General features: G+C 48.7%; 19 protein-coding genes and 1 pseudogene. 16 read left to right on the top strand and 4 right to left on the bottom strand.

Translation table 11 applies throughout. From position 1 onward, the window contains the following. Positions 1-105 precede the first annotated feature (105 nt). Positions 106-3,183, top strand: coding sequence for a Tn3 family transposase (locus A1359_RS14255; protein WP_066984300.1), 3,078 nt, complete (start codon positions 106-108; stop codon positions 3,181-3,183). A 12-nt stretch (positions 3,184-3,195) separates the two neighbouring features. Here A1359_RS14255 and A1359_RS14250 read toward each other — a convergent pair whose 3' ends face one another. Next, positions 3,196-3,609, bottom strand: a complete 414-nt coding sequence (locus A1359_RS14250) for a recombinase family protein (protein WP_066984297.1) — start codon at positions 3,607-3,609, stop codon at positions 3,196-3,198. 174 nt (positions 3,610-3,783) lie between these two features. Here A1359_RS14250 and A1359_RS14245 point away from each other — a divergent pair, with 174 nt between their 5' ends. Continuing rightward, positions 3,784-6,789 carry a Tn3 family transposase gene (locus A1359_RS14245; protein WP_066984295.1) on the top strand — a complete coding sequence of 1,002 codons (3,006 nt, stop codon included), beginning with the start codon at positions 3,784-3,786 and terminating at the stop codon, positions 6,787-6,789. Between the two features lie 182 nt (positions 6,790-6,971). On the opposite strand, the gene A1359_RS14240 is transcribed toward A1359_RS14245, so the two are convergent. Both A1359_RS14240 and A1359_RS14235 read right to left on the bottom strand, forming a co-directional pair. Next, positions 6,972-7,376: a hypothetical protein gene (locus A1359_RS14240; RefSeq protein WP_066984292.1), complete on the bottom strand. Its 405-nt coding sequence runs from the start codon at positions 7,374-7,376 to the stop codon at positions 6,972-6,974. An 8-nt stretch (positions 7,377-7,384) separates the two neighbouring features. Then, complete coding sequence (locus A1359_RS14235) at positions 7,385-7,567, bottom strand: hypothetical protein (protein ID WP_066984289.1); 183 nt, start codon at positions 7,565-7,567, stop codon at positions 7,385-7,387. 762 nt (positions 7,568-8,329) lie between these two features. Here A1359_RS14235 and A1359_RS14230 point away from each other — a divergent pair. The 13 genes and pseudogenes from A1359_RS14230 (at position 8,330) to A1359_RS14170 (ending at position 17,524) form a co-directional block, all read left to right on the top strand. Then, positions 8,330-8,758: a MerR family transcriptional regulator gene (locus A1359_RS14230; RefSeq protein WP_066984286.1), complete on the top strand. Its 429-nt coding sequence runs from the start codon at positions 8,330-8,332 to the stop codon at positions 8,756-8,758. Positions 8,759-8,901: 143 nt separating this feature from the next. Then, positions 8,902-9,608 (top strand): annotated as a pseudogene (locus A1359_RS23670) (mercuric transporter MerT family protein). Positions 9,609-9,622: 14 nt separating this feature from the next. Then, positions 9,623-9,880, top strand: a complete 258-nt coding sequence (locus A1359_RS14215) for a heavy-metal-associated domain-containing protein (protein WP_066984280.1) — start codon at positions 9,623-9,625, stop codon at positions 9,878-9,880. Between the two features lie 134 nt (positions 9,881-10,014). Continuing rightward, entirely contained in the window at positions 10,015-11,685 is a 1,671-nt protein-coding gene (gene merA, locus A1359_RS14210; protein ID WP_066984277.1) for a mercury(II) reductase, read from the top strand. Between the two features lie 10 nt (positions 11,686-11,695). After that, positions 11,696-12,052: a MerR family transcriptional regulator gene (locus tag A1359_RS21990; RefSeq protein ID WP_198159367.1), complete on the top strand. Its 357-nt coding sequence runs from the start codon at positions 11,696-11,698 to the stop codon at positions 12,050-12,052. 23 nt (positions 12,053-12,075) lie between these two features. Next, positions 12,076-12,501 carry a MerC domain-containing protein gene (locus A1359_RS14200; protein WP_066984271.1) on the top strand — a complete coding sequence of 142 codons (426 nt, stop codon included), beginning with the start codon at positions 12,076-12,078 and terminating at the stop codon, positions 12,499-12,501. Between the two features lie 6 nt (positions 12,502-12,507). Continuing rightward, positions 12,508-12,885: an eL24 family ribosomal protein gene (locus tag A1359_RS14195; RefSeq protein WP_066984268.1), complete on the top strand. Its 378-nt coding sequence runs from the start codon at positions 12,508-12,510 to the stop codon at positions 12,883-12,885. A 24-nt stretch (positions 12,886-12,909) separates the two neighbouring features. Next, positions 12,910-13,215, top strand: a complete 306-nt coding sequence (locus A1359_RS21985; RefSeq protein ID WP_083960648.1) for a hypothetical protein — start codon at positions 12,910-12,912, stop codon at positions 13,213-13,215. Positions 13,216-13,260: 45 nt separating this feature from the next. After that, entirely contained in the window at positions 13,261-14,274 is a 1,014-nt protein-coding gene (locus A1359_RS14190; RefSeq protein ID WP_066984265.1) for a CobW family GTP-binding protein, read from the top strand. Between the two features lie 271 nt (positions 14,275-14,545). Next, positions 14,546-14,809 (top strand): hypothetical protein, encoded by a 264-nt coding sequence (locus A1359_RS14185; protein WP_066984262.1) that lies wholly within the window; start codon positions 14,546-14,548, stop codon positions 14,807-14,809. A gap of 175 nt (positions 14,810-14,984) precedes the next feature. Further along, on the top strand, positions 14,985-16,109 hold the full coding sequence (locus tag A1359_RS14180) for a sulfite exporter TauE/SafE family protein (RefSeq protein ID WP_083960647.1): 1,125 nt from the start codon (positions 14,985-14,987) through the stop codon (positions 16,107-16,109). A 110-nt stretch (positions 16,110-16,219) separates the two neighbouring features. Then, positions 16,220-16,576 carry a nitrate/nitrite transporter NrtS gene (nrtS, locus tag A1359_RS22850; RefSeq protein ID WP_066984259.1) on the top strand — a complete coding sequence of 119 codons (357 nt, stop codon included), beginning with the start codon at positions 16,220-16,222 and terminating at the stop codon, positions 16,574-16,576. A 12-nt stretch (positions 16,577-16,588) separates the two neighbouring features. Continuing rightward, a complete protein-coding gene (locus A1359_RS14170; RefSeq protein ID WP_066984256.1) occupies positions 16,589-17,524 on the top strand; it encodes a sulfite exporter TauE/SafE family protein in 936 nt (311 codons plus the stop codon). A 55-nt stretch (positions 17,525-17,579) separates the two neighbouring features. Here the strand turns inward: A1359_RS14170 and A1359_RS14165 are convergent, their stop codons facing one another. Further along, positions 17,580-18,224 (bottom strand): recombinase family protein, encoded by a 645-nt coding sequence (locus tag A1359_RS14165; protein ID WP_066984252.1) that lies wholly within the window; start codon positions 18,222-18,224, stop codon positions 17,580-17,582. Between the two features lie 166 nt (positions 18,225-18,390). Here A1359_RS14165 and A1359_RS14160 point away from each other — a divergent pair. Further along, positions 18,391-20,575: Tn3 family transposase (locus tag A1359_RS14160; RefSeq protein ID WP_157200558.1), on the top strand; the 2,185-nt coding region annotated here is incomplete at its 3' end.

Raw genomic sequence — 20,575 nt, 5'->3', positions numbered from 1 at the left:
GCAAAGGTTTCTGCACTCAAAATGAAAGGAATTGAAATTGGAAAGGATGAGTGAACGCAGAGTGCAAAAAGTGTACTTTCTGCACTCGCCGAAAAGCGGTGCCGCATGAGTGTCAATTCGCGTCGCCTGTCTATCCTGACGAAAAGTGAAATCGATGATCTTTACGGGTTGCCTTGTTTCAGCGACGATGACCGTTGTCTCTTCTTCGATTTAAGCGCGGTTGAACAGAAAGCCGTCGATGCCATTCATACCCGCTCATCGGCCGTCCATTTAATCCTTCAAATCGGGTATTTCAAGGCCAAGCAACAGTTCTTTGTTTACGGGCGGGAGGCCGTGCTCGACGATCTACACTATATTCTCCAGCGGTATTTCCCTGATCAGGCATTAGATAAGATCAAAACCCTTTCCAAGCCGACCCGGCTCGAACAACAGCAGCTTATCCTCCAGTTATTCGACTCCCGCCTATGTGACAGCACAGCCAAGGCGGCACTGGAACAGAAAGCGCAGCGCGTCGCCATGCTGTCGACACAGCCGATTTACATCCTACGCGAAACCTTACAATACCTTACTAACCAACGCCTAATTGCTCCTGGCTACACTTATCTACAGGACATGGTGAGCCGAGTAGTGACTGGTGAACGTCGGCGGATTACGGACTTACTGAAAAAAGCCATGACGCCGGATGTCGACAAGCAGCTCGAAGCCTTGCTTGAGTCCGAGGAAGGCATGTATCGCATCAGCCTACTCAAACACGAGCCTAAGGATTTCAGTTACCGCGAGTTACGCCAGGAGGTTGACCGCCGCAAATTTTTTCAGCCGCTGTATGAATTCGGGCAAAGCTTTCTGGGTACTGCCGGCCTGTCCAATGAGAGTATAAAATACTATGCATCATTGGTTCCGTTCTACTCCGTCTACAAGCTGCGGCGCATGGCGGAACCCACGACACGCCTGTATTTGCTGTGCTTCGCCTTTCATCGCTTTCGGCAAATCAACGATAATTTGATCGAAGCCCTGATTTGTCTCATTGGCCAATACGAGAAACAAGCCAAACTTGCCGCCGACGAGGCCATGCAGCAAGCCATCAACGAGGCTGGCGCGAATCTACAGGCGGCAGGCCAAGTTCTGGAACTGTTCATCGACAATTCCATCCCTGACGAAACACCGTTTGCGGCCATCAAGGAAAAGGCTTTCGAGCTACTCAACATTGAGAGCTTTCCAGTCGTATCCGGTTTTATGCGTAACATCGAATTCGATAAAACCGCTTTTGAATGGTCGTATTACGGCACGCTACGTCACAAATTCAAGCTCAATTTACGACATTTGTTCTGCAACCTCGATTTCGTCTGCCTGGTGTCGGATGAACCACTGTTGGAATCCATTTTGTTTCTACAGGAGCTGCTGCGCCAGGGCAAGACACCACGACAAATGAACCCGGCCAACTTCCCGACCGGAATCATCGCAAAGAATTTGCAACGGTATTTATATACCCGGACGGAAGAACAAAAAAAGAAAACCCTGGAGGTTGATCGCTATGAGTTCCTGGTATACCGCGAGCTACGGAAGGCGCTTGAAGCCTGTGACGTATTTGTTCGGGACAGTAATGAATTTCGCAGCTTTGATGACGACCTGATCAACACCGAGCGCTGGAATAAGGATAGAGACGCGATATTGCAAGAAATCGGCGCACCGATTCTGTTGACACCAATCCAGGATACGTTAGCCGCGCTCAAGCGGGAACTGGAAGCCAAGTACAAATCAGTGAACCAGCGCATTGAAAGCGGCGACAATAAACATATCAAAATCACCGGTAGCGGGGACAAGCTTCGCTGGACGTTGGTTTATCCCTCCGAGGAAGAGCCAACCAACAGTCCTTTCTATGCTCAATTGCCAAGTATCGGCGTGGCCGACCTGCTTTGGTTTGTCGCTGAAAGAACAGGATTCTTGAAATCATTTGCCCACGTTTTGGAACGCTACGTTAAACAAGATGCCGATCCGAAACTGATCCTGGCCTGTATCGTTGCCATGGGTACCAATATGGGTTTATGGAAAATGGCGGAAGTCTCAGGGCTTAGTCATTCTGCGTTGCTGACGACGGCGCGCAATTTCCTGCGGGCGGAAACGCTGCATGCAGCGAATGACGTCATTTCCAACGCTACGGCTGCGTTACCCGTTTTCCAAGCGTACGACATCCACCACCAGAAGCATTCTAGCAGTGACGGCCAGCATATAGTCACGCAGATCGACACGATCAATGCCCGACACTCCAGCAAGTTTTTCGCGCTAAAGAAAGGCGTAAACTCCATTACCTTGGCCATGAATCATGTCCCGATTAATGCCAAAATTATCGGTGCGCACGAACACGAATCACATTTCGTGTTCGACATCCTGTACAACAATACAACGGAGATCAAGCCGGAAAGGCATTCGACGGACACGCATGGCACCAATCAAGTGAATTTCTTTATCTTGCGCGTCTTCGGCTACCAATTTTCGCCACGTTATCGTGACCTGCATAAAAAGATCGATAGCCTGGTTGGGTTCCAGCACCCAAGCCGTTATGGCGATGCCTTGTTTAAGCCATCGCGTAAGGTCTTTGATACCTTAATATGCAAGGAGTGGCCGAATATCCAGCGCATTCTGGCTTCGCTTGCACAAAAAGATGTGACTCAAGCAACCATCGTGCGTAAGCTCGCCAGTTATAAGCGGCAGAACCAGACCAAGAAGGCGCTATGGGAATTGGACAATATTTATCGGTCACTTCATATCCTTGATTTCATCGATGACCCGATACTCAGGCAGCGCATCCAAAAGGCGCTTAATCGCGGCGAGGCGTATCATCGCATGCGACGAGCCATTTCCTATGTCAATGCCGGCAAATTCCGGGTAAAAACCGAAGCGGAGCAGCAAATCTGGAACGATTGTTCCCGGCTTATTGCCAACGCCATCATCCACTACAACACGCTAATCTTGTCGCGGGTGTATGAGCAAAAACTGGCGACCGGCGACCAGGATGCTATCGAGATCATCAAAGGCACGTCGCCCGTCGCCTGGCAAAATGTGAATCTGATCGGTAAGTTTGAATTTACGGAAGAAAACGCCAAGGTTGACATCGATGCGTTGGCGGCACGATATAACGATCCTGATTTCTGGCGTAAGTCTGTGGAAGAAGGTAGCGACCTTTAACATTAGCTATTGCTAATTTTTACCTTTTCGAGGGGATGGGCAAAAATAGCCACGTTCAAGGATACGTTGGCGTTCCGCTTGGGCGACAGCCGACAGGATGGTGACAACCATTTTGCCCATAGTGCCTTCGGTGCTGATGCTGTCATCTAAAAACCGGATGGCGACGCCGATACTGTCGAATTCCTTGATCAAGGCGATCATGTCTGCCGTATCCCGTCCCAGGCGATCCAGTTTTTTTACCAGGATCACGTCACCTTCTTCGACCTTGACCCGCAACGAATGCAAGCCGTCCCGATTGACGTGGCTACCGGAAACCTTGTCAGTGAAGATGCGGTTGGTTTTGACCCCCGCTTCCTTAAGCGCCTTGACCTGGCCATCAAGGGATTGTTGGCTCGTGGATACACGGGCATAACCAAAGAGTCGCATCGCTTAAAACTGTCTCCTAAGTCGATTAATGGACGGATTGTCTATTAAGTATGTGAAAAACGATTTTATAGACAGTTTATTTCATATGAATTACCCTGTCCACAATCTTATAATATTGTAGACACCTACAGCTTTATATTTAATTCGATTTTACCTCTGGTCTGGAGCAAATGGATGGCCGTCGATTTTTTAACCGCAGAACAGAAGGCTCAGTACGGTCAATTTGCCGGTGATCCAGATGAAATCCAACTGGCAAGGTACTTTCACCTTGACGAAGCAGACCTGACATTCATTTTAAATCGCCGTGGCGATCAAAATAGACTTGGCTTTGCGCTGCAATTAACTTCCGTCAGGTTTTTAGGATGCTTCCTTTCCGATCTAACGTTGGTGCCAGCCAACGTCCAAGCCTTTGTGGCCGGACAGCTTTCGATTGGAGATGTGGCTATTTTGGCGGATTACGCCCAAAGGGATACCACTAAACGCGAACACACCGCGCTTATCCGCGAACAATATGGCTACCGCGAATTTACCGAACCACCTTGGGCATTCCGTCTTAGCCGGTTACTTTATACCCGTGCCTGGATCAGCAACGAAAGACCCGGCTTAATGTTCGACTTTGCTACTGCCTGGCTGAATCAAAACAAGGTGCTGCTACCTGGTGCTACGACTTTATCACGGCTGATTTCCGAAATCAGGGAAAGAGCGGTTAACCGATTGTGGCGGCGATTAGCGGTTTTACCAACACTTGAGCAAAAAGCCAAACTGGAAACTTTACTCAAAGTGCCAGAAGGCACACGATCATCGGCTTTTGATCGTTATCAGAAAGGCCCGGTAACCATCAGCGGGCCAGCCTTTAATGCATCCGTTGAACGCTATCTTGAATTAAAGGCGTTGGGTATGCAAGAAATCGATTTTTCCCATATACCACCGGTTCGATTGAAGAACCTCGCCCGCCATGCGGGTGTTATCACGGTACCTAAAATAGCCAGAATGCCAGAGGACAAGCGTACGGCAATCCTGGTGGCTTTTGTGAAGGCCTTTGAAACCATTGCCCTGGATGATGCCTTGGATGTACTCGATCAACTCATAACCGAGATTGCGGGTAATGCCAAAAGAATGGGTCAGAAAAATCGGTTACGGACACTGAAAGATTTGGATAAATCTGCGCTGACATTAGCGGATGTCTGTACACTGATTTTGAATGAAGAAACACAAGACGGCCAGTTACGCGATGTCATTTTTACCCAGATCACTAAAGAGAGATTAGCCGAATCGATTGCCATCGTTCAGGATTTGGCCCGCCCCTATGACGATAAATTTCATGATGAGTTGATTGAGCAGTATGGTCGGGTTTGCCGGTTTTTACCGCGACTACTCAATGACATTACTTTCAAGGCCGCGCCCGCCGGGGAAACGACGCTTTCTGCATTCAATTATCTTGCCGCTTCTGGTACATCACGCAAACATACTTTGGATAAGCCGCCCATGAATATTATTTCCGCTCCGTGGAAGCGATTGATTTTTGATAAAGACGGGCGAGTCACTAAACGGGGATACACACTGTGTTTTCTCGACAAATTACAAGATGCCTTGCGAAGGCGCGATATCTATGTTGAAAATAGTGATCGTTGGGGCGATCCCAGGGCAAAATTGCTGCAAGGTGCTAATTGGCAAGCAAACCGAATCCAGGTTTGTCGCTCGATTGGACAGCCGGTACAACCCGATGAGGCAATTACTAACTTAACACAGCAACTGGATGCCACTTATAAACAAGTTGCCGCCAACTTTGCAGATAATGCAGCCGTCAAGATTGACAATTCCGGCAAGCAACCGGCTTTAACCATCACCAACCTGGATAAACTGGATGAGCCGCCCAGCCTCATTCGGCTCAATGAGCAGGTGACCGGATTATTGCCAAAAGTGGATCTTACCGAGTTACTATTGGAAATCCATACTCATACTGGCTTTGCCGATGAATTTACGCATGTAAGCGAAGCCAATGCTCGTGCCAATGATTTATCGGTCAGTATTTGTGCGGTACTCATGGCCGAAGCCTGTAATATTGGACTGGAACCCTTAATCAAGCACCACATTCCGGCGCTGACTCGCCATCGCCTGAATTGGGTTAAGCAAAACTACCTGCGGGCAGAAACGCTTGTTCGGGCCAATGCCCGATTGGTCGATCATCAATCAACCCTCGCTTTGGCTAAAAAATGGGGTGGTGGTGAAGTGGCTTCTGCCGACGGAATGCGATTGGTGACGCCTGTGCGTACGATTAATGCCGGGCCAAATAGGAAATACTTCCCTAAGGGCATTACTTGGTATAACTTTTTATCGGATCAATTTTCAGGGTTCCACGGCATCGTCGTTCCTGGGACATTGAGAGATTCTATCTTTGTTTTGGAAGGACTGTTAGAGCAACAGACCGGCTTGAATCCAACGGAAATTATGACGGATACCGCTGGAGCCAGTGATTTAGTGTTTGGATTATTCTGGCTGCTTGGCTATCAATTTTCACCGCGCTTGGCCGATGCCGGTGAAGCGGTTTTTTGGCGAATCGATAAACATGCGGATTATGGCGTGCTCAATGATCTGGCCAGAGGTTCTGTCAATACTCGCCGGATAGAACAGCACTGGGATGATATGCTGAGGATAGCCGGGTCGCTTAAACTGGGGACCATACAGGCATCAGAGCTTATCCGTTCACTTTTGAAAAGTGATCGGCCATCCAGTCTGACTAAAGCCATCATCGACGCGGGGCGCATCAACAAGACTTTGTATCTGCTGAATTATATTGACGATGAAGATTACCGCCGGCGGATATTAACACAGCTAAACCGGGGGGAAGGACGGCATGCGGTTGCTCGCGTCATTTGCCATGGACAACGGGGAGAAATTCGCAAGCGCTACCGCGAAGGGCAGGAAGATCAACTGGGAGCGCTTGGATTGGTAACCAATGCCGTCGTATTATGGAACACCCTATATATGCAAGCAGCGCTGGATCATTTGCGGCAACAGCCACAAGAAATTAGAGAAGAAGATGAAAAAAGGCTATCGCCTTTGCTGCATGGACATATCAATGTGCTAGGGCACTACTCATTTACACTGGCAGAGCAAATCATGATGGGGCAACTCAGGCCGCTAAACCAGTCATCAAAAAATAATATCATCCTTCCTTAGTGGTCTTTGCTGAAAATAGAATTAAGCTAGACGCTAACGTACGTTTTCGTACCGTTGGACTTCAAACCCCGATTTAAGGCCATTTTAATTCCCCTGGAAGACCGCCTTGCGGTGTGTGGTACCAAATAATAATTGTAGTAGTAATATTACTATTATTATTACATTACTACAAGCATTATTCATTATTGTCGGTAATTTTTATTAGAAAGATGCCGCAAGGCGTCTTTCATACCGAACAACCCGCTACGCGCCCGACCTTCAAGACAATCAAGCTCAACCGCCAGCGCGTCATACTCTTTAGCCCTCGTAAGGCCTTGTCTAGCCGCCTCTATCCGAGTTGGATCGCAACCAATATAATCGCGTCGCCTTGGCTCGCCTTGCCTAAGCGGGTACAGTAAATAGAAATACTTTGGCTGACCGTCGCTATCCTTCCGCCAGTATTCAGAGGCATAAATCAACCCCAGCGCTTCCAGGGCGGCCATGCGCGTTGTAATGACCGTCATTTCCGACGCTAACGCCTCGATCAACGGTTTAGCCTGGCCGGCCAGCTCCATCAATTCTGTAATATGTTTGTTTTTCTGATTCATACGTTACGTTACGCTCCAGATAAGACATTAAACGCCGCCACCAGCAACACCGAGAAAGACACAGTGCCAACCATGGAAGCTAAAAACAACAGCGCCAAAAACTGTACATAAACAGCCCCAGTGCCGGCCGCGAGAACACCCCGTAGAATGTACGTCGCTAATGCCACGATCAGATCATCAAGGTATTGCATGGGATACTCCTTTCAAGTGTTGGGCGACTTGGCGACAGATCCAGCAGGACCAGGTTAGATAGTTGTCACCAAATATAGAGACGCCCTTATCTAGTTTCTATGCTCCGCCTCACACATTGCGTTGCAAGATGCTTGAGCCGGCTTTTGATTTTGTAGTTTGTGAACCATATCGGTGTCCTCCTTTAGTGTTGATAACATTGCTTCGCTGAGTGCCTTTCGCCGTAGTTGCACGTCACGAGGACCGGACGGATAGGCATATTGCAAGGGCGAAACCGGAAGCCGCAGCGCAAACTCGCATGGCGAGTGCGAACGGGTGAGGATTTCGGGCGTAGCCTTCCCTTGCAATATGTCCCGGCTGGTCTACCGTATGTGCAGGCGAAAGGTTCACAGCGAAATAAGCAAACCATCAACGAAGGAGGGCGTGGATGTGGAAACGGCCTAAATGGGTGACCGTAAGGATTCCTTCGTAAATGAGTAACATCAAATCAGAGACACTGGATTAAGTGTCCCTGTGCATAAGTCATAAAGTTTCATGCTGAAATCGTTCAAGACAAAACCCATTTCTTCACTATACCTTCGTAACTATGCACAATTGGCTGAAAAGAAGACATTCATATAGACTATATTCGATACGTTCCCGCTCTTGATGTGGCTTGTGAACCGCTATGCTGGATGCAAATCAGGCAGTGCGTTTTGCATCGGACCCATCAACCGCGCATCACATCATTAGTCGCTTTCTGAAACACACATGCTGGTGCAAAGATGAAACTTACGATTGGCAATCTAGCCAAACAAGCCGAAGTCACTGTTGAAACCATCCGTTATTACCAGCGCATCGGTATGCTGGATGAACCCGGTAAACCCGGTACCGGTTTTCGGCACTATCCAGCCCATGCCATCACCAGAATCCGGTTTATCAAACGTGCTCAACAAGCGGGTTTTACCTTAAAAGAAATTGCCCAGCTGTTATCGCTTGATGACGACCATTGCGCCGATGTGAGAAAAATTGCCGAACAGAAATGTCGGCAAATCGATGCACAAATACAGGATTTAACGGCGCTTCGCAGTGTATTGGATGCGCTGGTGAAACGCTGCCAGAGTGATTCTTCTGCAGAACATTGTTCCCTCATCGATGCGCTTTCGAATAACGTAGAGACGCAAAACATTGCGTCTCTACACCCACAAAAATAATGTAAATTCCGCTTGACTCTGTTCTGTAGTACAGGGTTTAGACTCTTATCCGAACTTTCAAAATCTGACATTCTCCGCATTCATCTTATGCCCTCGCTGGATGCAGGTTATCAGACGCTTGGTTTTTATTTAGGAAAATGCTTATGACTACAGAACATGAAACACCACCCACAGAAGACCCATCCTGGCTAGGCATTGGCGCCGTGTTAGCGGCCATTGGCGCATCGGTCTGCTGTGTCGGCCCTTTGCTGCTTATTTCCTTAGGGATTGGCGGCGCTTGGATGAGCGCCTTCACTTCAATGGAAACGGTCAGGCCTTATTTTATTATTGTAACCCTGATTTTTATTGGTTTGGGGTATCGCAAACTCTATTTGATACCGGATAGCTGTGAAGAGGGCGAGGCCTGTGCATTACCCGAAGTCAAGCACAAGCAACGGATGATCTTCTGGATTGGCTCGGCGTTGATCTTGCTGCTGTTGACATTTCCCTGGTATGCCCCGTTTTTTATGGATTAAGGAGAATAATGATGACTATTAAAACCGTATGTTTAACGTTGAGCTTGTTGGCCGCATCTTTATTAATGCAGACAGCCCATGCCGAGGCAACTGTTTCTGTGCAAAAGCAAAGCAGCCAATCCGTCACATTAGCTATGCAGAACATGACCTGTGCGATGTGTAAAATCACCATTAAAAAGGCTTTGCAGGGTGTCGATGGTGTACAAAAGGTAAATGTCGATGGGGATACTAAAATGGCAGATGTCACGTTTGATCCGCAAAAAACCAGCATAGAAGCTTTGATTAAAGCGACTACTAATGCCGGTTACCCGGCGACTGTTCATCAGCCAAAGTAATTCAAGGAATCATTATGTGGACTACAAAATTAAAAATTGGCGGTATGACCTGTCCAAGCTGTGCTGATGGTATCGAGAAAAAACTCAATGCGCTTGAGGGTGTTGAGATTAAAGTTTCGTACCCGGAAGGTATCGGCATCCTGGCGGTTACCGGTGAAACCCGTCTTGAATCACTGCTTGAACACATTGTACAAAAAGGTTATCAGGTTAAAGAGGTTGATAACAAAAAGGCCGAATCAGATGAATGTTCAGTTTCAACACGTTGTTGTTAAATCGAAGACCATTATGGATATTGAAACTGTATTTAAGCTAGTGGGCTTTCTGTTATGGCCGTTTTTACTTGCGTTTCTATGCTATCTTTTTGATATAAAAGGCTTCTTGTGCTGTGCTAGAAAAGGAAATCCTGATGTGGACCAAAAAACTGAAAATTGACGGCATGACCTGTCCAAGCTGTGCTGATGGTATCGAGAAAAAACTCAATGCGCTTGATGGCGTTGAAATTAAAGTTTCTTACCCGGAAGGCAGTGCTATGCTGACGGTTACCGGTGAAACTTCTCTTGAATCACTGCTTGAGCAAATTGCGCAAAAAGGTTATCAGGTTAAAGAGATCGGCGACAAAACGCCCGGAGCCGATAAAAAAACGACGGCTGCCAACAATGGCAAGCCGCTGCATGTGGCGATCATCGGCAGTGGTTCGGGCGCTTTCGCCTGCGCCCTGAAAGCGGTGGAAAAGGGCGCCAACGTGACGATGATTGAACGCAATCCGATCATTGGCGGCACTTGCGTGAATATCGGTTGTGTCCCTTCCAAAATCATGATTCGTGCGGCGCATATCGCCCACTTACAAAAAAATCATGCGTTTCCCGGCATTAGAAAACAGCAGCCAACGATAAACCGCAAGCAACTGGTTGCCCAGCAACAAGCCAGAGTCGATGAACTCAGAGCGGCCAAATATGAAAATATTCTGGCAACCCATCCGGAGATTAATCTGATCAAAGGACAGGCACGGTTTAAAAACGCCAATACGCTCATTGTCGATCGGGAACACGGCGAATTCACCGAAATCACCGCAGACCGCTTTCTGATCGCCACCGGATCGTCTCCGGGCATACCGCCCATTCCGGGATTGGCGGGCACGCCTTACTGGACATCCACCGAAGCCTTGGTGGCGGAACAACTGCCGGAACATTTAATCATCATTGGTTCAGGGATAGTCGCTCTGGAATTGGCGCAAGCCTTTTTACGGCTGGGGTCGAAAGTAACGTTGCTGGCTCGTCATACGCTCATGTATCGGGAAGACCCTGCAATAGGGTCAGTATTGCAAGCCGTCATGGAAGACGAAGGCATGACTATTCTAACCAATACTCAGGCTGAAGCCGTGAGCTATAAAAAGAGTCTGTTCGGTTCTGGAAAATTTACCCTGAAAACCCGGTCAGGCCAAATTCTTTCTGGAGACCAATTACTGATTGCCACCGGTAGGCCGCCTAATACGGAAGGCTTAAGTCTGGAAAAAGCGGGGGTTAAAGTCAATAAGGATGGCACGATAAGCATTGACGATCACATGCGCACCGCTGTCGAACATATCTATGCTGCCGGCGATTGCACCGACCAGCCGCAGTTCGTCTATGTCGCGGCAGCGGCCGGAACCCGCGCCGCCATCAATATGACCGGAGGTGATGCTGCCATCGATCTGGCGGCGATGCCGTCAGTGATGTTTACCGAACCGCAAATGGCTACCGTAGGCTTGACCGAAGCTGAAGCGCACCTAAAGAACATCGAAACCGACAGCCGCCTGTTGCCGTTGGAGAATGTGCCGCGTGCCTTGGCTAACTTTGAAACCCGAGGCTTTGTCAAACTGGTCATGGAACAAGGCAGCCGCCGTTTAATCGGCGCGCAAATCCTGGCGCCGGAAGCGGGCGAGATGATCCAGGCGGCGGTGCTGGCCATCCATAACCGGATGACGATAGAAGACTTGGCCGGGCAATTGTTCCCGTATTTGACGATGGTGGAAGGCCTCAAACTGTGCGCGCAAACCTTCAGCAAGGATGTGAAAGAGCTTTCTTGCTGTGCGGGCTAATGATAAGTGCTTGTCGTGTGACGACAAGCTGATCAGGCTCTCAACCCTGGCTCAGCAAACCGGTATCAGCGTTCATTGCATTAGAACCTATATCGATTGTGGCTTGATTCAGGTTAGCGTCAGAACAGCCGGGGGAATGTTCTTGTTTTACGAGCCGGTGATCGAACGGTTGCGGTTTATTCGAATGGCTCGCAATGTAGATGTTCCATTAGAGCAGATCGACCGTTTATTGGCCGCCCGTGATAACAGGGACGATGACGCTACGGAAACAAGTCTGGCTGAATTGACTCAATATATTGAAACGTGTCGAGATCGATTAAATTGTTTTGAACAAAGCCTGAAGCAACATTTTGTGGTCTCGCTTTAAGCAAAATATTGTGGAGCATTAAAATGAATGAAAAATTAAGTCAATATGGCGGTTTGTTCGGTGCCGTAGTTGCTGCGGCCTGCTGTCTTGGCGTCACTGTGGTGCTCAGCGCCGTGGCTGCCGTCGGGCTTGGCTTTCTGATAAACGATGCTTTTTTGTTGCCGATGTTTATAGGGTTCGTCGCTTTAAATGTATGGACGCTTTATCGTTCCGCGAGGAAACATGCAGCACTCTCGGAGGAAGCGATGCTCGCGTTCTGGATTGGCGGCATCGGCGCATTGGTCAGTACCCTCGGCTTAGGGTTTACCGTGACGGGAATATTGCCGGTCGCCGTTAGTCTGGTCTATATAGGGCTTGCGCTTTTTATCGCCGCCAATGTCTGGGATTTTATGATCGGACGCAACAGTCCGGTTTGTGCGGATGACGAGTGCAAGACGGAAGACCGGTAACAAACGATGGAAACCCCCATTTGCCCGGCTTGTGGATGTTCATTAGTCAGATTAGGTATCACTAATCAAAAAGCTGTTCAACATAACCATGCGGGGAAGCAATACTGGTTTTGTTGCAAGGGGTGTCTGGAGTTATTCATAACCGACCCTGAATCATGTTTGACCGAAACAGCCGGTTTGACAGTGTGTCCTGTTTGTTTGGCGGAAAAACCGGTTAATGCCACCGTGATAATGGATTTTAACGGCAAACCGGTTGCATTTTGTCGCTGCCCTCATTGTCTGGATGTCTTCAATAAAGATCCGCACTATTTCATTGCGCGGTTAGCGTGGCAAACAGATTATGCCGGTGTTTTTGGTGAAAATATGGGCTGTTGTGGTAAATGAATTGAAACAAAGAAAGAAGGAGTAATGAAAACAAATTCAAAAATAGGCCACTTATCCGAGTGCGATAGCAAGCCTTGTGCAATTTCTTTAGCACAACACGATTCCGACCACCCCCTGTCACCGAGAAGGCGTTTAGCCGGTTGGTGTTTTGCGTCTTTAGCACTGCTTGCCTGCCCTTGTCATATTGCTTTTTGGGTCATGCTGTTTTCCGGGACAGCTTTGGGTAGTTTGCTTTCAGCAGATACGGTAACCGCTGTCATGGCTTTTTCGGCGATATTCCTGATGTCGTTAACGGCGGCACTGTTGGCGTTTAATAAAATCAAACTGTAGAGCGTTTCTACACTACAGCTTTATACCTCTATGGATTAAGTCCAAATGTTCCGAAAGTTTGCCAATATTCCAACCAATATGGTCATGGGGTTTCTCGGCGTTGGTAAAACCACGGCCATTCTTAATCTGCTTAAACAAAAACCGGCTGACGAAAAATGGGCGGTCTTGGTCAACGAGTTTGGACAAGTCGGCATTGACGGCGCCATCTTCGCGGCTTCGGGCGCAAGTGTCAGGGAAGTGGCCGGAGGTTGTCTGTGCTGCGCGGTGGGGCTGCCTTTTCAGGTTGCCGTTAATCGTTTGCTAACGGAAGTCAAACCGGATCGTTTGCTTATTGAACCGACAGGCTTAGGCCATCCAAAGCGGGTGCTGGACATGCTTGCCGGCGGGTATTTTCGGACCGTGCTGGATGTGCGCGCCAGTATTTGTCTGGTTGACCCGAGAAAGCTAAGCGATAGCCGCTACATGTCGCATGAAAACTTTGTCGATCAAATCGCCTTATCCGATGTGCTGGCCGCCAATAAAATGGATTTAGCCGACAAGGCAGCGACTCAGTTGTTCGAGCGCTGGGCCGATGGCAGCCGTCCCCGTAAAGCGGTAGTTGCTCAAACCGTTCAAGGACAACTGGATGTTGCTTGGCTGGACGTAACAAGAAATCCGGAAAGGCAAGCCTCTTTTCCCAACGCCCATCAAGCCGGATCGATCCAAATTGATGAGGATAATGGGCGAATGTCCCGTAAGAGCGCGTTAGCGAATTCGCCGCTGCAAAATGCGGCGGACGGTTACCGGAGTTTTGGCACTGCATTTCCGGAATACAGTCGCTTTGATTATGTACGCATCACGCGATTATTAAACCAACTGGAGGCGGAAAGAATAAAAGCGGTTTTTGCGACTGATAAAGGTTGGTTCATTTTTAATGTAGCTGACGGGGTCATGACTATCGTTCCGTGTAAACCTTCAGCAAACAGCCGGATTGAAATAATCGCCAGACAAAATAGCCGGCAAGATATTTCGATGGAGTTAAACCAATGTATTGCAAACAGCTGTTCGGACTCGGTTTAATAGACCCTTTTTGTTAATTTTCCGCTTGACTCTGTTCTAAGGTACGTCATTTATGATCTCAACCGAGCTTTGAATTTCTTCATAGTGGCCGGCCGATTGTTTTTCCTGAAAAGGAAAAACAATCGGCTCTTTTTATTCGGCAACAAATGCGTTTATATCTCACTGGGGATTCTGACTGAGCGATGCATTTAGCCATTCATATTGATTAATTCAACATGGGCTAAACCTTAATCAGCGACTGTTGTTCATAACCTATTTTAGGTGGAATAAAATGACAGATTTTATGTTTTTTGTTTTTACTAAAATTTTACGCATTGACCTGAAAGACCCGCACGACATACCTTGGGGTACGCAATTATTCTTTTATCCGGTTATTGGCTTTCTCATTGCCTTTGTCGTACTTAAGTTTATAGGCTTTCGTTTTAATCTTTTTGAAGAAGATTTTGGGCTTTTGGATGAAGGAGAAAAAGAAGAAAAACGAAAACAACTGGATGAAAAAAGAAAACACCTGGAGTCTTCATCCGACGAAAAATAGGCCCTGTTGCCCAATATCATAAAAACGCAGCTTTTTTAGTTTTCTGCTTGACTCTGTTCTTAAGTACGGCATTTATTATTTCAATCGTGCTTTTAGGGGGTATAACTTGGCTGTCGATTAGTTTGTTTCCCATTAGAAATGACCTTATCGACTGCTTTTTTATAAGGAAAACACCATGTTACAAGTGAAATTCGGAGTCGGACTCGTTGATCTCTGGCGATACCACGGTCGCGATTGGGCTTCCCTTTATAACACGACACCATTGGCGTTGATGGCGGCCGGTTTTGGCAGCGCAGCCATCAGCCACCTGTCGGTGTTGCACTTCCTGAGCCCGATCTTTAATTTCACAGCGGTTAATTGTCTCGTATTTGCCCATAGCAAGCTTTATCAGTCATCCGTTCAGACCGACGAATCTGGCGAGACTGGCCCAGAGCCTAAAAGCGAGCGTCTGTATAAGACACTGTTCTGGGTTACTGCGACAATCACGCTGGCGATGGTCGGCTTGCCAAGTATTTACTATCTGCTTTTGGGAAGCGTTGCGGGCCTGCTTTCCGGACTGTTCGGCATCGGCGGTGGCATTATCATTGTCCCGTTCCTGGTATGGCTTTTTTCGGCTCAGGGGATTGCGCCGGACTTGGTCATGCTGATGGCCGTGGCGACTTCACTAGCCACCATCATTATCACCTCAGCCGCCTCCCTTCAGTCTTACCATCTTCTCGGTGCGGTTGACTGGCCGGTCGTGAAGCAACTGGTGCCAAGTGTCTTGGTTGGTTCTCTGTTGGGTTCAGTTGTCGCGGACAGCCTGCCGACCGATCTTTTTAAAACGCTGTTCGCCTTCTTTCCGTTATGGGTAGCTTTTCAGATGATCAAACCCTACTCGCCAGCGCTCGATCCTGACCAGCCGCCTGGCGACCGAAACCTTGTCGGTGCAGGCAGCATTACCGGCGTACTTTGTACCCTCCTGGGTGCCGGCATCGGGGTCATCATCGTCCCTTTCCTGGTCAAGCGTCAGTTTCCCTTGCGCCAAGCCGTGGCCGTTTCCAGCGCCTGTGGATTATCCATCGCTATCGTCGGTTCTCTCGGCTACATCATCCTGGGCTGGGGCAACGCCGGTCTTCCTGGCTGGAGCCTGGGTTATCTCTATGTGCCGGCGTTTCTCTGTATCGTAACCAGTAGCCGGGTATTCGCCCCAATGGGGGCGCAACTCGCACATAAGTTGCCAACCGAGAACCTAAAAAGGATATTTGCGCTGTTCTTGTTCGCGGTCGGGATACGGCTGCTTTGGCAGGCTGTCATCTAATCATCCGCAATCACTCTATAAACACACAAATCTTAACAATCAGATTTTAACTATTAAACACCCACTCTTGATGTGTTTATCACACATTAACTGGGTAAGGATGACACAGTATGATAAATGAATGGCTTAAAATCGCCTTGCAAACAAATATTCTGACCCGCGCGCTCAAGGTTGCACTGGTCGTTGGTTCAATTCTGATGTTGATCAATCACGGTGATGTAATACTCAGCAATGGATTATCGATAAAGGAATTCATCAAAATTACCCTGACCTATTTAGTACCTTATTGCGTTTCGACCTATTCAAGCACTGAAGCGGTTTGTGCTTCTGAAAACAAGCCCAGTATTAATCAATTAATGTGGGAATTTCTCAAGCAGAAAAGCTCCGAATTAGCTCATTGCTCAAAAACTGTTTTTAATGCGCTCATCATCCGACTGCAACAAATAAAAAATAATCAAAATACTTAACGAGTCCCGCTTATGAGAAGCTATCAAAAACAGCAGTTCTCCCGTTATTCCGCCCCTGTGGTTAAGCCAGAAAACCGTTCATCGGCAAAAAGCTTTGCGTATCTTACGCCTTGGCTTTTTGTATTCACCCTGATCTGGATTGCCGGTTACGTGACTGTATTTCCAGACCCAATCGGGCTTGCCGCCAGTAATTGGCCGCTGGTCATCGTCGGTGTGTTTGGTGCATTCATCGGCAACGCTACCGCGATTGGGGGCGGCATTGTTTTTATCCCTGTGCTGATGTTCGCTTACCAAGTAGATCCCGTCAGCGCCTTGAAACTCGCGTTCGTCACGCAAGCCGTCGGCATGACCAGCGGCGCATCCGGTTGGCTGCGGCGCGGCGAAGTGCCGTTACCGCTTTTGAAATGGACCGTGCCTGCGCTTATTATCGGGACGATGATGTCCACATTCTTGATCCACCCGCAGCCGATGCTGGTCAAAGGGCTGTTTGGCCCCATTGCGTTCATAACGGGCTTGCTGACGCTGATCACGCTGGATCGAAAAGGCGGATTGATTGAGCTTCCGGCAAGCGCCAGCCTCCCCATTATTTTGGTTTCTTTTATAGGCGGCATGATTACCGGTTGGGTTGCAATTGGCGAGGGCGAAATCATCGCCGCCTTTTGCATGCTCGCCTACGGCCTTAACGCTAACCGGGCGATCGGACTGGGCGTGGTGTTGCTGTCGTTAAATTCCCTGCTGCTGGCGTCTATTCATGCCTTCTATTACGGCGGCGTACCCTGGGATATGGCGGCATTCACCATGCTCGGCGTACTCTGGGGCGGACGGCTGGGGCCATTTCTTGCGCAATGGATTTCTCCGCGCGCTACGAAAAAGGGTTTCGCCTTCATCGCATTGCTCGATGGTTTGATGATTACTTTGCAAGCGAGTTATGTGATGTTTTTTCGGTAAAGAATTTAAAAACTCCTTTCAGAGTGCTTATTACTTTTTCACAGTACCCATTGGCTTATTTTTTGGGAGGGTTTTTCAGCTCATCGCTGTCTTGGTTAAGAACGGCTTGCCCTGCCACCTTCACCGATCCGTCACCGTTGACATAGGCATAAAGCGTCGTGGTCGTGATCCCAAGTCGTTTGGCAACATCTATCGCATTCGATTTTTGGTCTGACATAGCGGACATCGCCATCATCAACGTAGCCCGATCCATCTTGCGTGGTCGTCCGCCTTTGCGGCCTCTTGCCCTTGCCGCCGCAAGTCCGGCATGGGTGCGTTCGGCAATCAGTTCCCGCTCGAATTCCGCCAAGGCCGCAAAAATTCCAAAGAATAATCTCCCGTTGGAAGTGGTTGTGTCGATTTGTGCCCCTGCACCGGCCAAAACTTTTAACCCAATGTTACGGTTGCGAAGATCATCAACCGTAGTTACTAAATGTTTTAAATCCCGGCCAAGCCTGTCCAGTTTCCATACCACCAGGGTATTGCCCGGTTGGAGGGCCTTGAGGCAAGCATTCAATCCCGGCCTGTCATCCTTACGACCTGATGCCAAGTCTTCGTAAATCCGACTTGGCTCAACACCAGCATCGGCCAAAGCGTCATGCTGTGGGGCTAGTGTCTGGCTACCATCATTTTTTGAAACACGGACATAACCGACTAACATATTTGCAATACTTTACAGTACAAAAAAAGATAAGGATGAGGGTACAATGTTGCGTTGATTTTCTCAATGGGTTTTCTTGTGGTTTTACTGCCTGGTTTGGGCGATTTTTAGCGTACAAGATAAACGGACGTTTTTCTTGTGCTCGATCACTTTTCGGTTTTTAAAATTGCAACCCAGCGATACCGCCTATCCCCGATTCAAAAGCCGGCTTGCCCAATCGGAATTGGAACGTTTCTACACGGTGACTGATGTCGAGCTGGCATGTTGCGATAGCGCCACTCGCTCAAACACCACGCGATTAGGATTTGCCCTACTATTAAAAACCTATCAACGGCTGGGCTATTTTGTAACCTCCGAGCAAGTACCGAATGCCATTGCCGAACATGTCTCCTCCAGCATGGGCGAACCCTATGATCGGGAGAATTTGCGGCAGTACGATGTCTCCCAGGCCAGACGCAAACACTTGTCGGCAGTGCGGGAGTTTTTGGCGGTCAAACCCTTCAGCGACGATGGCAAGGCGCTGATGCGACACACTTTTGCCGAAGCGGCGCTGACCAAGGAAGATGTCATTGATATTATCAATATCGGTATCGAAACCTTGGTGCGTCATCGTTACGAGTTGCCGGCATTCGATACCATGCTGCGAGAAGCTCGCGTCGAGCGGATTGCAACGAATCAGGCGCTGCACACGCAAATTCACGATGCACTTGGAGATGCTGGCCGGACTTTTCTCGACAAGCTCTTCGTCGTGGGTGATGATCCGCGCCGCGTGAGTCCTTGGAACGATATTAAGCAAGATGCCGCCAAACCGACGATAGACGGCATGCGCGATTTGATCGAACGCTATGACCGACTGATCAAGTTAGCTTGCCACGCAGATCTGTTAAAAACCATACCGGTCGTCAAAATCAAACAATGGGCGCTGGAAGGCAACAGTCTCGATGCCGCCAGCATGGTGGATATGGCTGCCGCCAAACGCTACGCCGTTGCCTTGGCCTTGATTCGACAACGTCTGGCAATAGTGATCGATGATCTCTGCAATATTTTTTGCAGGCAGATGAAGAAAGCGTTACACCGCGCCGAAGAAGCCCTTGAAAAATATCTGGAGGACAACCAAGAAAAGACCGATGAGATTTTGCGCCGGTTTGCAATGCTGGAAACGCTCTTAAACTCCACCCAATCTGCTGACGAACAATTGAAAGGGGTTCGCCAAGCGGTGACGGCTCGCCCTGATTTGTGCGAATTCTCGCGCTTGCATGCGGAATACGGTGGGAAGAACGAGTTCCGTTTTGTCTGGAAGTTCTTTAAGCCACGGCGGGCGGAGATGCTACGGATATTGAACAAATTAAAACTAGAGTCCACCAGTCAGGATGCCAGTTTTGAACGGTCATTGGCTTTTATGTTGGAGAACTGCCAAAAGCAAAGCGAGTGGCTAGCATTCAAGAGCAAAGGCAAGATAGCATTGACAACCGACGATCTGGTCTGGATTCCCGAAAAATGGTGGAAGTTGGTGACGGGCGAGGTCAAACGCGATGCCGTTCCGACCCGAATCAACCGCCGCCAGTTCGAGGCATGCGTCTGTTTGCAAATGGTTAGGGAACTGAAATCGGGCGACCTTTGCGTGATCGACAGCGATGCGTATTCAGACCACCGGAACGAACTGGTGCCGATGGAGGAATGCGAACGTACACGCGCGGATTATGGCGAGAAAGTAGGTTTACCCGTCGAGAGTGCGGCATTTATCAAGCATATTCGCATCCTGCTGACAGAGGCGGCACAGCAGGCTGATAAGACCTATCAGGACAATCCTTATTTCAAGATCGTTGATGGCAGGCCGAAGCTGTGTCGGCAAGAGAAAAAAGAGACACCACCTGGATTCAAGCAGTTGGATGACGCATTAAGGCGCATACTCGATGGCATGGGCCTTTCGTTGCTGGATGTGCTTGCCGATACCATGAAATGGATTGGGTGGGGCAAGCATTTTGGCCCGTTGAGTGGCCACCAAGGTAAGTTGCAGGAGGAAGACCGGCGCAAGATTCTGACGGTGTTCGCCTATGGCACCGGATTGGGGCCGACGCAAATTGCCAAAAACATTGCCGATGTCAGTGCGCGTCAAGTGTCGTTCGTCAATCAACGCCAAGTCACTACGGAGAAACTGGAAGCCGCTATCTGTACGACAATTAATGCGTACAATCAATTTCAACTGCCACGTTATTGGGGTGACACAAAACGCGCGGCGGCAGACGGTACGCAATGGAATCTGTATGAAAATAATCTGCTATCAGAGAGTCATATCCGTTACGGCGGATATGGTGGCATTGCTTACTACCATATCAGTGACACGTATATTG

Source organism: Methylomonas lenta, from assembly GCF_001644015.1.
GTDB lineage: Bacteria > Pseudomonadota > Gammaproteobacteria > Methylococcales > Methylomonadaceae > Methylomonas > Methylomonas lenta.
Note: the sequence above shows the minus strand (reverse complement) of the source record. Positions and strands in the feature narration are given on the sequence as shown.

What these genes read in the sequence shown, in the direction of transcription:
- A1359_RS14255 (WP_066984300.1), top strand. Translation starts at nt 106, where the DNA reads ATGAGTGTCAATTCGCGTCGCCTGTCTATCCTGACGAAAAGTGAAATC.
- A1359_RS14250 (WP_066984297.1), bottom strand. Translation starts at nt 3,609, where the DNA reads ATGCGACTCTTTGGTTATGCCCGTGTATCCACGAGCCAACAATCCCTT.
- A1359_RS14245 (WP_066984295.1), top strand. Translation starts at nt 3,784, where the DNA reads ATGGCCGTCGATTTTTTAACCGCAGAACAGAAGGCTCAGTACGGTCAA.
- A1359_RS14240 (WP_066984292.1), bottom strand. Translation starts at nt 7,376, where the DNA reads ATGAATCAGAAAAACAAACATATTACAGAATTGATGGAGCTGGCCGGC.
- A1359_RS14235 (WP_066984289.1), bottom strand. Translation starts at nt 7,567, where the DNA reads ATGCAATACCTTGATGATCTGATCGTGGCATTAGCGACGTACATTCTA.
- A1359_RS14230 (WP_066984286.1), top strand. Translation starts at nt 8,330, where the DNA reads ATGAAACTTACGATTGGCAATCTAGCCAAACAAGCCGAAGTCACTGTT.
- A1359_RS14215 (WP_066984280.1), top strand. Translation starts at nt 9,623, where the DNA reads ATGTGGACTACAAAATTAAAAATTGGCGGTATGACCTGTCCAAGCTGT.
- merA (WP_066984277.1), top strand. Translation starts at nt 10,015, where the DNA reads ATGTGGACCAAAAAACTGAAAATTGACGGCATGACCTGTCCAAGCTGT.
- A1359_RS14200 (WP_066984271.1), top strand. Translation starts at nt 12,076, where the DNA reads ATGAATGAAAAATTAAGTCAATATGGCGGTTTGTTCGGTGCCGTAGTT.
- A1359_RS14195 (WP_066984268.1), top strand. Translation starts at nt 12,508, where the DNA reads ATGGAAACCCCCATTTGCCCGGCTTGTGGATGTTCATTAGTCAGATTA.
- A1359_RS21985 (WP_083960648.1), top strand. Translation starts at nt 12,910, where the DNA reads ATGAAAACAAATTCAAAAATAGGCCACTTATCCGAGTGCGATAGCAAG.
- A1359_RS14190 (WP_066984265.1), top strand. Translation starts at nt 13,261, where the DNA reads ATGTTCCGAAAGTTTGCCAATATTCCAACCAATATGGTCATGGGGTTT.
- A1359_RS14185 (WP_066984262.1), top strand. Translation starts at nt 14,546, where the DNA reads ATGACAGATTTTATGTTTTTTGTTTTTACTAAAATTTTACGCATTGAC.
- A1359_RS14180 (WP_083960647.1), top strand. Translation starts at nt 14,985, where the DNA reads ATGTTACAAGTGAAATTCGGAGTCGGACTCGTTGATCTCTGGCGATAC.
- nrtS (WP_066984259.1), top strand. Translation starts at nt 16,220, where the DNA reads ATGATAAATGAATGGCTTAAAATCGCCTTGCAAACAAATATTCTGACC.
- A1359_RS14170 (WP_066984256.1), top strand. Translation starts at nt 16,589, where the DNA reads ATGAGAAGCTATCAAAAACAGCAGTTCTCCCGTTATTCCGCCCCTGTG.
- A1359_RS14165 (WP_066984252.1), bottom strand. Translation starts at nt 18,224, where the DNA reads ATGTTAGTCGGTTATGTCCGTGTTTCAAAAAATGATGGTAGCCAGACA.